The following is a 15,071-nucleotide window of genomic DNA, read 5'->3' as shown; positions in this document are numbered from 1 at the left end:
CACATGGCCTGGTGAAGGGCGGCAGGCGGAGGTATCAGTGGCGAGGGCGCTTCCCCTCACCGCTGGGGGCAAGACTCAAAAACTGATCTGGGACGGGCCATTTCCTGCTGCCGATTCTTCTCCCGGGCGTTTCACCCGCGTTTGCTCTGCCATGTCCTCCGGCTGTGCGCCGCCGAAATCGGTGATTGCATCCAAAGAGTTAGGTTGAGCAGCAGCCTGCGCGGGACGTACGTTAGAGCTTTCGATCATCGTTCTTTACCTTGTTGCTCTACCCAACGGAATGTCGGGTTTCTCTGAGCTCTACCTTCGTGGCACTTTGAGATTTCCAGTTCCATCATCCTGCTCACGACCGAGGTTCTTTGCCTGCCAACTTTGCTTGGGCCTTTGCCTGCCCGCGCCTGTACAAGGCCTCCACCAGCTGCTGCCGTTCATCCTGGGGCAAGGTATTGGCGAACTGCGCCAGGGTACCGTCCACCAACGCCCGCAGCGCCATATCGGCCTCCCGTGCCTTGGCCAGTTCCGCTACCAACGCCTCACGATCGAGGCTCGGCGCTTCCAATTGCTTGATCACCCCCAGCCGCGCCTCACGCCCTGCCATGATCAGCGGCTGGCTGTCGTCGCGATTGCGGCGCAGCAGTTGGCGCAGTTCCCTGCGCCGCTCCGGCGGCAACTTGACCATCGCCTGGCGCAGGCCATGCTGGTTGACCACCGCTTCGGCGGGCCGGGCGTTGGCCATCCAATGGTAGAGACCGCCGCCCACCCCACCGATCAAAAATACGTTGAGCAGGATCGAGGCAAACAACCACGGCTTCAGGGATCTGGTGGTCATTGTTCGGTTTCCTCGGCATTGACGCTGAAGACGACTTCCGCGTCGCCCTGATCAAAGACACTGGGCAGCACGTCGGAGGACAACATCGGCAGCGGCACGCTCATGGACGCCACCAGCATCCCGGTGACGATGCCGGCAATGCCCGCACCGACAAGGCCGGCGGGCGATAACCAGTTGGCATAGCGTGACCAGAATGAGCGTGGGGCGGATTGGCGTATCTGCCGGACCAACGCCGGGTCGGGGAACGCCAGGTGATGGCTGTCCAACTGGCTGTCAAGCCAACGCGCCTGCTGCAAGGCTACACGGGCATGGACGTTGCCGTTGTCGAGCAGCGCCTGGGCCGTTGCCCGTTCTGCCGCGGGCCAGCGACGCAGGTCCGCCCCATAGACGTCGGCCAGGTACACAAAGCGTTCGGGTGTCATGATTTTCCCCTTCCTGGGCGGGCAAGCCCGGGTGTATCGGCAAGTTGGCTGCGCAACTGGCGTCGGGCCCGCGACAGCAGGCTCTCCAGTGCCTCGACGCTGATATTCATCAGGGCCGCGGCGTCGATGTTCGACAGCTCCTGGTAGTACTGCAACACGATGGCTTCGCGCTGGCGTTCGGGCAAGGCCGCCAACGCGGCGGCCATGCGTGTACTGCGGTCCTGGGTCTCCAGTTGCTCTTCAGGCGATGGCGAGCTGTCTGCCACCTCCACCGCCGCCTCATCGCTCAGCGGGCGCTCCTTGCGCCGCCGCAAGCGGTCGTGGCACAGGTTCAGCGCGACCCGGTGCAGCCAGGTGTCGAAACGCGCTTCGCCACTGCGCCAGTGGGCGGCCTGGCGCCAGATGCGCAGGAAGCTTTCCTGGGCCACGTCCTTGGCCTCGTCGGCGTCCCCCAGGATCCGACTGGCGAGCGCCAGCAAACGCGGGAGCTTGCGCGTCACCATTTCGTTGACGGCGGCAGGTTCGTTATTGCCGATACGCGCCAGCAGCTCAACGTCCGGATCAGTGTCTTTCAATCGGGCAGTTCTCAGGGCCAAGGGTCAGGGTTCAGCGGATCCAATGCCCTTCGCGCCAGTACCAGTTGGGGCCATGGGCTTCCCAATGACCAGGCTCCCAGCGCGCATGACGCATCACTGGCTGCCAGTGGCCCGGTACCCAGCCATAACCGCGCCCTTCCCAACGCCAGTGGCCACGGTCCCAGGCATAGCCGGGGCGCTCGGCCGGGATCATTTCCACACGTTGCGGCGGCGGTGCCTGCTGGATAATGATCTCGGTCTGGGCAAACGTCGGGGTGCTGACAAACGCGGCGAGGGCCAGCGGAACAAGCACGGTTAAACGCAATGTGGCCAGGGCTCTCATGGCAACTCCTCCATGCAACCCGCGAAAGTGCAGGTTGCTGATGGGTTGAACGGCGCGTGCACAAAAATCCGTCGCGGGCTGCGCAGATTTTTTCAGCAGGGTGCGAGACCAGTATTGCTCAGGGGTTGGCGGGGCTTGATGAAATGTCTGAAAGGATTGCGACGGATTTTCGCCGGTCGCCGCGTTGAAGGATTAACCCCGGCCAAACCAAGAGGAAACACCATGTACCGTCGACTTACCCTGCTGGTTGCCGCTGCGCTGATCGTCAGTCTCAGCGGCTGCGTGATCGTGCCGGAACACCGTCATTGCTGCTGGCGTTACTACGGCGCAGTGGACGCGCCCAGCCATGCTGTCATCGGCTAGCTGGCCGCCGCCATGCCCGTCACACGACCTCTCGTCTGCTGCCTCGGCAAGCGCTTGACTCCCACCGTCGATCACACGACGCTCTGGGCACTTAGCCATCATTCGAGCCGTCCACCATGAGCATTGCCCCTCCGAGCCAGCCCGACAGCGACGTATACCGCACGCTGCTGGAGTCGACCAAGGCCATCCCCTGGCGTATCGACTGGCAGACCATGACCTTCAGCTATATCGGCCCGCAGATCGAAGCGCTGCTGGGCTGGACCCCGCAAAGCTGGGTCAGCGTCGATGACTGGGTCTCGCGCATGCACCCGGACGACCGCGAATACGTGGTGAATTTCTGCGTGTCGCAATCCCGTGCAGGGGTGGACCATGAGGCGGATTACCGGGCGCTGACGGTGAACGGCGACTACGTGTGGATTCGCGACGTGGTGCATGTGGTGCGCAAGGACGGTGAAGTCGAGGCGCTGATCGGCTTTATGTTCGATATCAGCGAACGCAAGAAGACTGAAGAACATCTGGTGCGCCTGCAAAAGCAACTCGAGGAATATTCCTATCAGGACGGCCTCACCGGCATCGCCAACCGGCGCATGTTCGACACCGTGCTGGAGCGCGAATGGGCCAGCGCCCTGCGCAGCCAGTTGCCACTGTCGTTGATCATCCTGGATATCGATTTCTTCAAGCAGTACAACGACCACTACGGCCATATCAAGGGTGACGAATGCCTGCGCGAGGTCGCGCGTACCCTGTCACTCGCCGCCAACCGGCCCCGGGACTTCATTGCACGTATCGGCGGTGAAGAGTTTGTGTGGTTGCTGCCGGAAACCGATGCAGCCTCGGCCAAACAGGTGGCACAGCGCTGCCTGCACCTGATCTGCCAGCAACAGATCGAACATGGCTTTTCAGCGGTATCCAACCTGTTGACCCTGAGCCTCGGCGTGGGTACGCGCATCGTCAAACCCGACAGCCCGATGCTGGGTTTTGTCGAAGATGTCGACAAGTTGCTCTACCAGGCCAAACGCAACGGGCGAATGCGCGCAGAGTTTGCAGACGGGGAAGTTTGATGCCGGGTCAAATCGCAGGCAAAAAAAATCCCAAGTAGCTGATGGAAACTTGGGATTTAAAAATGCATAAACCGTGGGAGGTGAACGCCCGGCTATAGTAACCAGTGTAAAAAGCTGTAACAAGAAAATTTTATATCCTTTCGTCGGATTCGAAGCGGTGTAAGTCCTTCAATAACCACATGTTTTTTAAGGTAACGAAGTATATAAGTGCCACTTTTTGGTGCAACTACCGCCGTTATTCCCACTTATAAAAAAGGGTTATAAGTTACGGCGGCGTGACACTCTTCGATCCGCCCTCGCTCAATTGCTTGCAGGTATCGCGAAGTTCGAGGCCACCGGATGTGGCCACACTGGCGACCCGCTCAACCTGTCGGCAAAGTGCCAAACGCTCGGCCGCTTCTTCGCGCTGGCGATCCGCCTTGGCGTTGAGTTGCACGAAATAGCCCCCCAGCACTACCGCAACGCACAGCACGCCGACCGCGAGGGAGCGCAAGCTGGTGGACGATGGGCGGGCTGCCGGGCTCATCGGCTTACCCTGCCCTGCTCTTCTGGTAGCGAACGTCGTCCCCCTCCACCCGCTCCACCACCGACCAGCCCAAGTGCCGGTAGAAACCGTTGGCGCGGATTTCGTCGCGGCCGTCGGTGATCAGGAACAGCCTGTCATGGTGTTCAAACAGCGCCGCTTCGGCGACCGCCATCAGTTGACGGCCCAACCCGAGGTTCTCGTGACTCGGCAACACGAACATCGCAAATACCTCACCTTCAGCCAGGTCGACCATGGCGAAAGCGACTGGCTGGCCATCCACTTCGGCAATCCATACGCAGGGCGCTTCACGCATGCTATCGGCCAGCAGCTGCGGCGTGATGCCCAGTTCAGCCATCTGCTCAATACTCAAATGGTTTTGGACCACCGACGTGCGGATCTCGAACAGCGTATCGACATCGGCCTGCGTCGCCGCGCGAATTAGCGTTTGCATACCGGCCCCCCCTTAGTGAAGGACGCAATTGTATGCAAATTGAAACACAGTGAATGTCGTGGATTTGTAAGCGACGGCCTACCAGAACCCTGAGCCTGCACTCGCCGGCGTACGCACCTGCGGGGTACGCTCCAGCAGCCTCAATAGCGGCAGGCACGCCGCCTGGATCAGCAACATCCGGATCACCTGCATCGCGGTCACCAGCGTCACCGCCAGGCCCAGGGCCTCGGCGGTCAGGCTCATTTCCGGCGCGCTGCCGGGCATCATGCCCAAGGCCAGCGACAGCCACGGCATGCCCAGCCAGGCGCCAAGTCCCCATGCGGCGAGGGCCGTGGCAATTACCGAACCCGCCAACAACAGCAACACCTTCGACAGAAAACCCGGCGCCCGCAGGAAAAAACCACGGTCAACCGCAACGCCGAGCGCGCAGCCGATCAACAGCTGGCCGGTGCCACTGAGCCAGCCTGGCATGCTCATCGACAGGTTGTTGCAGCCCACTCCCACCGCGCAGATCAGGAACGGCCCGAACGTCCATGGGTTGGGCAGTTTGCAGCGCTGGAAGCCCAGGGCTGCCAGCCCGCTCATCGCCAGGATGAACACCAGCCAGGGCCAGATCACCGGCAACGGCACACGAACAGCCACGTGCGGCATTCCAAAGGTGGCGACGGCGGGCACCGCCAGCAGGATCAGCAGCAACCGAATGCTATGGGCCGCCGCGATAAACGATGTGTCCGCATGACGTTGGCGCCCCAGGTGCACCATCTCAGTGGAATTGGCCGGCATCAACGCGAAGAACGCCGTACCGAATGAAACGCCCCAGCGGTGCAGGATCAGTACCGAACACACGGCCAGCACCAGCGTCAGCATCACTGCCGTTACGATCAGGCCAAGATGGGTCGCCACTTGCTGCATCACCGGCAGGGTGAAATGACAGCCGATGGCCACCGCCACGATCAGTTGCCCGATCCTGCGCCCGTGGGGCACTTCCGGCACCCGCGCGCCGGCGCATCGGCTCAGCATCACGGCGACCAGCGAGCCAATCACCCAGGGCAACGGCCACCCCGCCCAACTGGCAACGCTGCCGCCCAAGGCGCCGATGATGAGGGTCAGGAGCCAATACTGGCGAAGGTTGCGCATTGTGATGAACCCGGCATGGAGAAGAATGCCGACAGGTTATAGACTTGACATCATCACAGAAAATATCCATTTGTTAAGCAAATCATCAACTTTTGTTATGCGAGCCCGTATGAACCTGAAAGCCCTGGAGTACTGCGTCGAAATCGCCCGCCAAGGCAGCTTCACCAAGGCCGCGCAGGCGCTGCATGTGGCGCAACCGGCATTGAGCATGGCAGTCAGTCGGTTGGAAGAGGAACTGGGTGTCGCCCTGTTCAACCGTGCTACGCGGCAAATCAGCGTGACTGCCGAAGGCCAATTGTTCCTGGCGCGCGCCGAAGCCTGCCTGGAAGGTTTGGCTGGTGCCCGCCGCGAGCTGCAGGACCTGACTCAACTGCACAGCGGCGAGATCCGCATCGGTGTGCCGCCTATGTACGGCATCCGCCATATTCCCGAACTGTTGATGCAATTTCGCGCGCGTTATCCCGGCATTGCCATGCATGTGGTGGAAGGCAGTGCCGATGACATCAGCGAACGCCTGGCCACACGGCAGATTGATGTGGCGCTGCTGGAGTCGCGACGGGTTGACCCGGACTGGGAGTCGGTGCTGCTCGGCAGTGATGAGATGGTGTTGTGCATGCACGAAAGGCATCCGTTGGCAGGGGCACCTTCGATCATGGCGGCGCAATTGCAGGACGAGCCCATGCTGGTCTTCGACAACACCTTCCTGCAACGCCACCTGCTGGATGCCTTTTGCAGCGATGCCCGCGTGCGTTTCAATATTGCCCTGGAAAGTAATTTCGTTCCGCTGGTGATTGCCGCCACCCGCAGCGGCATGGGGGTTTCCACCCTGCTGCGGTCAGTTCAAGAGCAGGAGGTCGGGCTCACGGGTGTGTCTTTCGAGCCTGCACAATTCATGCACTTCAACCTGTGCTGGCGCGCCAGTGAGTATTTGTCCCAGGCCAATCGGCGGTTTATTGAAACGGCAAAGGTGTATTTCCAGGAGGATGCCAGCTCGCCGCTGATACGCTAAGCGGGCTGGCCACTCATTTGCGTGCCACTTTGTAGCGCACGCAATCCTGATAGAAACTCTGGCGAATCGCTTCGGGCTTGAGCCGTGAACGACTGTCATACGTCTGTTCGGTGATGCCCATGGCCATCATGCGCATCCAGGACTTATTGAACTTGATGGTCTGGATCTTCTGCCGCGCGGCGTACAACGACACCCCCGACAGCTTGAGTTCCTGGGCCCTGGCAGCCGTGCCGGCGCCCCAACTGCACATGTACTTGTCACCCTCGCGCAGCTCCCTTGCCTGCACGGCAGCCGCGCCGCCGGCCAGGGAGCAGGCGATCAGCATGATTCCAACAGTGCGCATTTGCTTCCTCACCTAACCACCTGAAAATAAAAGCGATTCTGGCGAGGATTTTGTTACAAAGGGGCCACTAAATTGCCTTATCGGTGAAACCGAATGACAACTGATGGCCCTGTGATGAGCCCGCTTGTTGTGGCGAGCGAGCTTGCTCGCGCTGGGGCGCGAAGCGGCCCCCCACCAATACACCTATGGGTATCAGGTAGAACGCGGTGCCTGGTTTTGGGGCTGCTTCGCAGCCCAGCGCGAGCAAGCTCGCTCACTACACAGGCCCAGGTACTTACCACTGGTAGGTGGCACTCGCCTGCACCGTACGCTGCGAGCCATACCAGCACCATGAGTACGAGTAGCACGACGCGACGTACTCTTTGTTCGCCAGGTTGGTAGCGTTCAGCGCCAGCCGCAGGTTGTCCTTGAGGTTGACGATGTTCTGGATGTCGTAGTGCACCGCCGCATCGAACAAGGTGTAGCCCGGTACTTTCAGCGTGTTAGCCGTGTCGCCCCAAGATGAGCCGACATAACGCGCACCGGCACCGGCCCCGAAGCCCTTGAGGTTGCCATCGTGGAAGGTGTAGTCCGCCCACGCCGACGCGGTGTGACGCGGCACCGCATAAGTGGTGGTGCCTTCGGCATTGATGGCTGGGCCTACGCCGATGTCGCTGATGGGCGCATAGCGCACGGTGTTGTTGGACTTGCTGATGCGGTTATCCAGGTAGGCATAGGCCGCCGTGATGTCCAGGTTGTCGTTGAGGCTGGCCTTGCCTTCGAGCTCAAAACCACGGGATTGCACTTCGCCGTCCTGGCTCTGGCAGCGACCGCTGCCGCACAAGTGGGTGGGGTCCGGGTCGGTGGTGAGGACGTTGGTCTGGCGCAGGTCGAAGATCGCAGCGGTGATAAAGCTGTTGCTGCCCGGCGGCTGGTACTTGATGCCGATTTCATACTGCTTGCCTTCGGTCGGCTTGAACACCGAACCGCCGTAACCGGTGCCCGACTGCGGGTTGAACGACTCCGCATAGCTGGCATACGGCGCCAGGCCGTTATCGAAGAGATAGACCAGGCCAATACGCCCGGTAAAGGCCTTGCTGTCCAGGGAGGACTGGCTCTTGGCCCCGGTGCGCAGGGTCTTGGTGGTGCTGTCGGTGCTGGCCCAGTCATAACGACCGCCCAGCAACAGCACCCATTTGTCCCACTTCATCTGCTCTTGCAGGTAGACCCCGGTCTGTTCGCTGCGCGACGTACCGTCGGTGGTGTACGCCGGTACCGGCACGGCCGCGCCATAGACCGGGTTGAAAATATCCAGGGTCGGCCCGGCGGTATACGTCCCTGAGCCCAACAGGGTGTCGGTGCTGGTGTTCTGGTAGTCGAGCCCCATCAGCAGGGTGTGTTGCAGTGGGCCCGTGTCGAATTTGGCCTGCACCTGGTTATCGAGGGTGTAGGCATCCATGTCGACGTCACTGGCAATGGTGGAACGTCGGATGGTGCGGTAATCCGCCAGCAGGTAGTTGCTGTAGAGGCTGCGATAGCGTCCTTCGCTGCGCAGGTAACGCGCGTTCTGGCGCACCGTCCACACATCGTTGACGTGATGCTCGAAGGCCCAGCCGATGGAGTAGTACTCGCGATCGCTTTTCTCGAAGTTCTTTTCGCCGTCGTAGAAGTCCACGTCGATGCTGCGCCCGGTCGGGCTGTGCAATACCGAGCCCCAGGCCGGCACCGAACCGTAGGACGCGCCCTTGGGGTCCTTCTGGAAATGCCCGAGCAAGGTCAGCGAGGTGTCTTCGTCCGGCCGCCAGGTGAACGCGCTGGACAACGACTGACGACGGGTTTCGGTGTGATCGACCTGGCCATCGGCATCGTCGAACAGCCCCGCGACGCGGTAGGAATACACGCCTTGATCGTCAATCGGCCCGCTCAAATCGAAGGTGGTGCGCTTTTTGTTAAAGGTGCCGTATTCGACGCCCACTTCATGGAACGGCGTATCCAGCGGGCGCTTGCTGACCATATTGATCACCCCGCTCGGCGTGCCCTGCCCGTACAGCACCGACGCCGGGCCGCGCAGCACTTCGACGCGCTCCAGGTCGAAGGCATCCTTTTGCGGCAAGGCATCACGGCTCGACGGCATGCGCAGGCCGTCCAGGTAAGTGGCCGGGGCAAACCCACGGATGGTCAATTGGTCGAGACGCGACGCCGTGGCGCCGCGGGTTTCCGGGATGACCGCGGCGCTGTAGCGCAGGATCTGGTTGAGGCTCTCGGCGTTCTGTGCGCGCATCTGGTCTTTGGTGACGATGGAGATCGACTGCGGGGTCTCGATCAGCGCGGTATCGGTCTTGGTGCCCGACAAACTGCGCGTAGCCACATAACCGGACACCGGCCCGGTAGGGCTTTCGGCCTGGTAGGCGCCGCTGATGGTGGTGGCCTGCAGCTGCATGGTGCCGCCGTTATCCGGGATGGCTTCCAGGCGGTAGCGGTCGGCCGAGAGCTTCAGCGCCTGCAGGCCGCTGCCGGCGAGCAACTGGGTCAGCGCCTCGTCGGTGGCATACTGCCCGCTCAAGCCATTGCTGCGTTTGCCGCGTGTCAGGCTCGCATCAAACGCCAATACCAGGCCCGCCTGCTCGGCCAGGCTATTGAGCGCCTGGCTCAAGTCACCGGCCGGAATCTGGAAGCCGCGTACAGCGCTGCGGCTTTCTTCGGCGAAGGCGGATTGGACGTTCAGCAACGGCACGGCGGCGAAAGCCAACGCCACTGACAAGGCCAGTGGGTGCAAGGGGCGAGCAAGGCGCGACATGGGAAATCCTGGGTAATAGAGGTTCTATTAACCATGACGGCCAGGTCGGCAAATCGGGCAAGAATGAGAGCAGTTTTTATTTGGGCGGCGTAGATCGGTGTGTTGTGTCTCCCTCATTAACCCCACGCCACCACCAACAATCCCCCCCCCAACGCCAGGCACAACGGCGAATAGAACCACGTATCCCACCGCGCAAACCGTGACCCGCCGACCTTCTTGAAAAAACCCACCAACTCCGAATCCCCAATCGCCCTGGCAAACATCAGCAGGGCGATCGCGCTGATTCCCCATTGCAGCGCCGCATGGGAGACCGCCGAAAAGTACAGCCCGGCCCGCAGGCACACCAGCAGTGCAATGCCGACCAAGCCCATCGCCACCAGAAAGGTACCCAGCGCCGAGGGCTTGAATGCAGGGCGAGGCCCGCTGGCGAATTCGCCGGGCAGTTGGGGGATGGCGGCGAGGCTGCCGAGTTTGCCGCCGGCAGCCCAGTACAAGTGCACCATGCTGATGCAGGTAAAAACGCCGACGATCCATCGTGCGATGACAAAGCTCATGGCGGGTTCTCCCTGAAAGGTGCGAAACAGGATAGTCGCCCTGGGATTTTTTGCAGGCATTTCGTCGGCGGCTGATGGTAAAGTGCCGCCCCATGAAAATCGCCCGTGCCGACCGCTCGCTCATTGCCTGGATGCTCTATTGCTGCGTCCTGTTCAATGTATTCGCCTGCAGTATCGGTCACGGGCAGATGGTGGGGATGCAGCTCAATGGCATCGGCGGGCAGTTCTGTACCGTCGACCCGCGTACCCAGGCGCCCAAGCCGTCCAACTCCACCGATGAGAACCTGCCGACGCTGTCCAAGGCGTTTGGTTGCCCGCTGTGCTCCACCGGCGGCATGGGCCCGGCGCTCAGTTCCAACCTGAATGTGGCGGTGGTGCCACAACCCCATGCACCGCCGCCGGCCGTCGTGCTGGCCGCTGATATCCCTGCCCGCTTCACCTGGCCCACGGCTAACCCGCGCGCGCCCCCCGCCTTCGCCTGATCCCTTTGCTTTCCAATCTGCACTGACCACCGGTTCCACACGGAATGACGGACGGTCGTGCGTTGTTTTCAAGCCAAGTTTTTCAGGATTCAACCATGAAACATCTACCCCTGTTGGCGGGCCTGTTCGGCTGCCTGCCTGCCTGCGCCTGGGCCATCGAACTGGCTCCGACCACCATTGATGGCGAATCAACTGCCGAACCCGGCCTCACCCTGGATCAATCCAGCGGCGTGGCGTCGCGTCTGGGACTGAGCGTGCGGGAAACCCCAGCGTCGGTTGCCATTGCCAACCGCAATGACATCGAGCGCCATGGTGCCAAGACGTTCCGCGATGCCGCCAACACCCTGCCCGGCGTCAACGCCAGTGCGCCGCCGGGTTTTGGCGGGTTTGTCTCTTACCGTGGGTTTACCAGCAGCCAGATCACCCAGATGTTCAACGGTATCAATGTCGCCACCGGCCTGGCCCGCCCCGTGGATGCCTGGATCTATGACCGCGTGGAACTGGTGGGCGGCCCCTCCTCCCTGATCAACGGCGCCGGCTCCGTAGGCGGCTCGCTCAACTATGTGACGAAGCTGGCCACCCGTGAGGAGCAGGCCGCCGAAGGTCAGCTCACCTATGGCAGCTACGACACCACCGGCATGGCATTCGGCGTCAATCACGCGCTGACCGAGCCCGGCGCCGAGGTGCAGCATTACGCGCGCCTGGATGTGAGCCGCAACACCAACCACAGCTACATCGACCGCGACCAGCGTGAGGCCTGGAGCCTGGCGTTTTCCCTGCTCAGCGACCTCACTCCCGACCTGTCCCATACCCTGGCCCTGGAATACCAGGATGAACAGGAAGACAGCCCTTACTGGGGCACGCCGGTGCTCAACCCCAAGGCCGGCGAGCTGAAGATCGACAAACACAACCGTTTCAATAACTACAACGTCGCCGACGGCCGTTACGAGCAGCGCACGATCTGGGCGCGCTCGATCATCGACTACCGGGTCAACGACAGCACGACGCTGAAAAATACGCTCTACCACCTCGATAGCCAGCGTGATTACCGCAACCTCGAAACTTACCAATACAACGCCGACAACAGTGCGGTAAACCGCTCGACCGCCTACCAGGTGCGTCACCAGGGCGAACAGCACGGCAACCAGTTCGAGCTGCGCCATGACGACCGCCTCTTCGGCCTGTCGACCACCTGGTCCGGTGGTTTTGAGTACAAGGTCAACAGCACCACCAACACGCCGCTGAATGTGCCGGGTAACAGCACGGTGGACCCGAACGGCTTCGCCCCCGGGTACTTCTACGACATCCCGCGTACCCGGGAGAACTTTGGCAAGGACAAGACCAATGAGGTCACCACCAAGGCGTTGTTCGTGGAGAACCGCCTGGGCCTTACCGATAAACTCTCGCTGCTGAGCGGCCTGCGTTACGACGCCATCGACCTGGATGTGACCAACCACCGCGGGGTCACGGCCACCAACCCACGGCACTTCAAGCGCCGTTGGGAACCGGTGACCGGTCGCGTCGGCCTGACTTACCAGTTCATCCCATCGGCCAATGTCTACGTGCAATACAGCACCGCCGCCGAGCAACCGAGTACGACCACCCAGGTGTTCGATGTGTCGACCGGCAAACAATGGGAGGTGGGTAGCAAGTTCGACTACCTGGACGGCCGTGGCTCGGCCACCGTTGCTGTCTATAAGATCGAACGCAAGGACTTTGCCGTAACCGACCCGCAGGACCCGACCACGAGCATCCCGGTCGGCGCGCAGTCATCGAAGGGCATCGAGTTGGCCAGTTCATTGCGCATCACACCCAGGCTGCTGGCGGAAGGCAACGTCGCCTGGGTGGATGCCGAATACGATGAGTTCAACGAGAAGATCGCCAGTGGCGCGGTGGTCTCGCGCAAGGGCAATACACCGACCAACGTGCCCAGGCGCATCGGCAACCTGTGGTTGACCTATGACTTTACCGAGGACTGGCAAGGCGGTGTGGATGCACGCTATGTCGCCGAGGTGTATGCGGACAATGCCAACACCCAGACGGTGCCGGCCTACACGCTGTTCGGGACGTTCCTGCGCTACCAGGTGGATTCACACACCTCGGTGACCGGCCGGGTGCGCAACCTGACCAATGAGGTGTATGCCGAGTTTGCCCATGTGTCGCCAGCGTATTACCTGGGAGCGCCACGGACATTCGAGCTGGCGGTGCAAACCAAATTCTGAAGCGACAGTGCAAACAACATGTGGGAGGGGTGTAGCCCCCTCCCACATTATTTTTGATCTCCGCTCGGCAATAAGCGCCGTGTTTACTTCAAGCTGGCTTCGACCTTCTGCGCCACATCCTCGGTCAACCACGCCTTCCACACCTCAGGATGCTCCTTGAGGAACGCCTGGGCCACCTCCCGGGGCGCGGTGTGGTTCTCGCTCATGGTCGCCAGGGCTTTATTCAGCGGCTCGATCGGAAACTCGACCTTCTGGAAAAACCCGGCAATCTGCGGATGTTCCTTCTGGAACGGCGTGGACACGCCAATACTCAGCTTGGACGCCAGCGACCGCGTAGGCTTCGGATCGGGGTTATCCGCATCCGTCAGGGTCTTCCAGGCCTCGGCATCGAACGGTGGCTCCTCCAGCTGGATCAGCTTGTAGCGCCCCATCAACGGCGTCGGTGACCAGTAGTAGAACAACACCGGTTTGCCGCGACGGATGGACGAGGCAATTTCGGCATCCAGTGCAGCTCCCGAACCGCTGCGGAAGTTCACGTAGCTGTCATCCAGGCCATAGGCCTTGAGCTTCTGTTTATTGACCACTTCCGAGGTCCAGCCGATGGGGCTGTTGAGGAAGCGCCCCTTGCCGGGAGACTCCGGGTCCTTGAACACGTCCTTGTAGCGCGCAAGGTCCTTCACGCTCTTGAGGTCCGGCGCCAGGGGCTTGATACCTTTGGCCGGGTCGCCCTTGACCACATACTCCGGCACCCACCACCCCTCGGTGGCCCCCTTGACCGTATCGCCCAGGCCCACCACCTTGCCTTCGGCCTCGGCCTTGACCCACACCGGGCTGCGGCCGGCCCACTCTTCACCGATGACCTGGATGTCGTTCTTGGCCAGGGCGGTTTCCAGGGTGATGGTGGTACCGGGCAAGGTGTCGGTGGGCAAGTCGTAGCCCTTCTCGACGATGACCCGCAGTATTTCGGTGATCAGGCTGCCGCTTTCCCAGTTCAGGTCGGCAAAGTGCACCGGCGCTGGCGCGGCCGAAACTGGCAGTGAAGCCACCGATAGACCCAGGGTCGTCAGCGATGCAGCCAACAGCGTTCTCAATCCTTTCATGCCCATGCACCTCGCGATGTCGCAGCAAACAACGAACGGCTTTGCTGTCTATGCGCGAAGCCTCTGAATAGTTAAGTCAACTCAACTGTAGTAGAGGTTCCGGGAGATAGGAGATGTTCGCAGTATTTACCGATTATTCACTGGCCTTGAACGTCACCAGCTCACCCTTGCGCCATTTGGCGGCCTTGCCGGTCACGGCCTTGAGGGTCTTGGTCAGGCCTTCCTGCAGTTGTTCATGGGCCGCAAACACCAGCATCACACTGTGGCCTTCCTTGAAGACGATGCCCTGGCCCTCGGGCGAGGACACAAAGGCATAGTCGCCCAAGCCATACACCGTCAACTTGATGTCGCGGAACTTGAGTTCGAACTTTCCACCTTCGCGACTGGGCAATACCGCAGCACGGAAATGGTCGCCCACCTTGAGCTCCAGACGGGGTTTGTCATCCACAACCATTGCCGCTTCGGTATCGATTTCGGCGATGTAGATGCCTTCCGGCGTCTGCTCAGTGATGTAAACAAAACGGGATTGAAACTGCTTGACCAACTTTGCGCGCAAATCGCCCAGCACGAACAACGCGTGCATATCCAGATTACTGACTGCCAAGGAAACGCCCCCACATCGAAAAGAGCACTGTCCGCCGGAGCGGGCAGCACAAAGAAACGGCCATCTCGGCACGATCACACAACACATTCATGGAAAACTGAAGAAGACCCCGTTGCTGCGCCCAAAGCCCCGGACAGGCATGCACGATGGGCCTTGCGCAGGGACATCAGGCATCGCAGGAGATCACAGGTTCAATAACCAGAGAATACCGGTCGACCCGCTTCAGAGAATAACACTATTAAAAACGCAGTTTCCGACAGCTCATACAAACAAA

The 15,071-nt window shown here is 61.1% G+C and carries 18 protein-coding genes; 5 read left to right on the top strand and 13 right to left on the bottom strand.

From position 1 onward, the window contains the following. Positions 1 to 75: 75 nt before the first annotated feature. The 5 genes from BFP99_RS33310 to BFP99_RS16590 all read right to left on the bottom strand — a co-directional run bounded on the left by BFP99_RS33310 (position 76) and on the right by BFP99_RS16590 (position 2,169). Positions 76 to 249 (bottom strand): hypothetical protein, encoded by a 174-nt coding sequence (locus tag BFP99_RS33310; RefSeq protein ID WP_159440245.1) that lies wholly within the window; start codon positions 247 to 249, stop codon positions 76 to 78. A gap of 94 nt (positions 250 to 343) precedes the next feature. Continuing rightward, entirely contained in the window at positions 344 to 829 is a 486-nt protein-coding gene (locus tag BFP99_RS16605) for a periplasmic heavy metal sensor (RefSeq protein ID WP_065927928.1), read from the bottom strand. Further along, the gene (locus tag BFP99_RS16600; protein WP_065947733.1) at positions 826 to 1,251 is read right to left on the bottom strand and encodes a hypothetical protein; all 426 of its coding nucleotides are present in this window, start codon (positions 1,249 to 1,251) and stop codon (positions 826 to 828) included. Before BFP99_RS16600 ends, BFP99_RS16605 begins: the two co-directional genes overlap by 4 nt. Continuing rightward, positions 1,248 to 1,826, bottom strand: a complete 579-nt coding sequence (locus BFP99_RS16595; RefSeq protein ID WP_065927930.1) for an RNA polymerase sigma factor — start codon at positions 1,824 to 1,826, stop codon at positions 1,248 to 1,250. Before BFP99_RS16595 ends, BFP99_RS16600 begins: the two co-directional genes overlap by 4 nt. A 31-nt stretch (positions 1,827 to 1,857) precedes the next feature. Further along, complete coding sequence (locus BFP99_RS16590; protein ID WP_065927931.1) at positions 1,858 to 2,169, bottom strand: YXWGXW repeat-containing protein; 312 nt, start codon at positions 2,167 to 2,169, stop codon at positions 1,858 to 1,860. A 222-nt stretch (positions 2,170 to 2,391) separates the two neighbouring features. Between BFP99_RS16590 and BFP99_RS33305 the strand changes: the two genes are divergently transcribed. Together BFP99_RS33305 and BFP99_RS16585 are read left to right on the top strand one after the other, a co-directional pair. Continuing rightward, positions 2,392 to 2,532, top strand: a complete 141-nt coding sequence (locus BFP99_RS33305) for a hypothetical protein (protein ID WP_162844259.1) — start codon at positions 2,392 to 2,394, stop codon at positions 2,530 to 2,532. Between the two features lie 116 nt (positions 2,533 to 2,648). Then, complete coding sequence (locus tag BFP99_RS16585) at positions 2,649 to 3,593, top strand: GGDEF domain-containing protein (RefSeq protein WP_065927932.1); 945 nt, start codon at positions 2,649 to 2,651, stop codon at positions 3,591 to 3,593. A 265-nt stretch (positions 3,594 to 3,858) separates the two neighbouring features. Here the strand turns inward: BFP99_RS16585 and BFP99_RS16580 are convergent, their stop codons facing one another. From BFP99_RS16580 to BFP99_RS16570, 3 genes are all read right to left on the bottom strand, one after another. Beyond that, positions 3,859 to 4,119, bottom strand: a complete 261-nt coding sequence (locus tag BFP99_RS16580; protein WP_065927933.1) for a hypothetical protein — start codon at positions 4,117 to 4,119, stop codon at positions 3,859 to 3,861. A 4-nt stretch (positions 4,120 to 4,123) separates the two neighbouring features. Further along, on the bottom strand, positions 4,124 to 4,570 hold the full coding sequence (locus tag BFP99_RS16575; RefSeq protein ID WP_065947732.1) for a GNAT family N-acetyltransferase: 447 nt from the start codon (positions 4,568 to 4,570) through the stop codon (positions 4,124 to 4,126). A gap of 78 nt (positions 4,571 to 4,648) precedes the next feature. Continuing rightward, complete coding sequence (locus BFP99_RS16570) at positions 4,649 to 5,707, bottom strand: AbrB family transcriptional regulator (RefSeq protein WP_065947731.1); 1,059 nt, start codon at positions 5,705 to 5,707, stop codon at positions 4,649 to 4,651. A gap of 109 nt (positions 5,708 to 5,816) precedes the next feature. Here BFP99_RS16570 and BFP99_RS16565 point away from each other — a divergent pair, with 109 nt between their 5' ends. Further along, on the top strand, positions 5,817 to 6,716 hold the full coding sequence (locus BFP99_RS16565; protein ID WP_065947730.1) for a LysR family transcriptional regulator: 900 nt from the start codon (positions 5,817 to 5,819) through the stop codon (positions 6,714 to 6,716). A gap of 13 nt (positions 6,717 to 6,729) precedes the next feature. On the opposite strand, the gene BFP99_RS16560 is transcribed toward BFP99_RS16565, so the two are convergent. From BFP99_RS16560 to BFP99_RS16550, 3 genes are all read right to left on the bottom strand, one after another. Beyond that, entirely contained in the window at positions 6,730 to 7,059 is a 330-nt protein-coding gene (locus BFP99_RS16560; protein WP_026136677.1) for a hypothetical protein, read from the bottom strand. Positions 7,060 to 7,333: 274 nt separating this feature from the next. Then, positions 7,334 to 9,835 (bottom strand): TonB-dependent siderophore receptor, encoded by a 2,502-nt coding sequence (locus BFP99_RS16555; RefSeq protein WP_065947729.1) that lies wholly within the window; start codon positions 9,833 to 9,835, stop codon positions 7,334 to 7,336. Between the two features lie 116 nt (positions 9,836 to 9,951). Continuing rightward, positions 9,952 to 10,389, bottom strand: a complete 438-nt coding sequence (locus BFP99_RS16550; RefSeq protein WP_065947728.1) for a DUF3995 domain-containing protein — start codon at positions 10,387 to 10,389, stop codon at positions 9,952 to 9,954. 92 nt (positions 10,390 to 10,481) lie between these two features. On the opposite strand from BFP99_RS16550, the gene BFP99_RS16545 reads away from it, so the two are divergent. Beyond that, positions 10,482 to 10,871: a DUF2946 domain-containing protein gene (locus tag BFP99_RS16545; RefSeq protein ID WP_065927939.1), complete on the top strand. Its 390-nt coding sequence runs from the start codon at positions 10,482 to 10,484 to the stop codon at positions 10,869 to 10,871. A gap of 95 nt (positions 10,872 to 10,966) precedes the next feature. Next, positions 10,967 to 13,093: a TonB-dependent receptor gene (locus BFP99_RS16540; protein ID WP_065947727.1), complete on the top strand. Its 2,127-nt coding sequence runs from the start codon at positions 10,967 to 10,969 to the stop codon at positions 13,091 to 13,093. An 83-nt stretch (positions 13,094 to 13,176) separates the two neighbouring features. Here BFP99_RS16540 and BFP99_RS16535 read toward each other — a convergent pair whose 3' ends face one another. Together BFP99_RS16535 and BFP99_RS16530 are read right to left on the bottom strand one after the other, a co-directional pair. Next, positions 13,177 to 14,193 (bottom strand): ABC transporter substrate-binding protein, encoded by a 1,017-nt coding sequence (locus tag BFP99_RS16535; RefSeq protein ID WP_065927978.1) that lies wholly within the window; start codon positions 14,191 to 14,193, stop codon positions 13,177 to 13,179. Between the two features lie 133 nt (positions 14,194 to 14,326). After that, on the bottom strand, positions 14,327 to 14,776 hold the full coding sequence (locus BFP99_RS16530) for a hypothetical protein (protein ID WP_051429370.1): 450 nt from the start codon (positions 14,774 to 14,776) through the stop codon (positions 14,327 to 14,329). Positions 14,777 to 15,071 lie beyond the last annotated feature (295 nt).

Source organism: Pseudomonas sp. 1 R 17, assembly GCF_900067035.1.
Taxonomy (GTDB): domain Bacteria; phylum Pseudomonadota; class Gammaproteobacteria; order Pseudomonadales; family Pseudomonadaceae; genus Aquipseudomonas; species Aquipseudomonas marginalis.
Note: the sequence above shows the minus strand (reverse complement) of the source record. Positions and strands in the feature narration are given on the sequence as shown.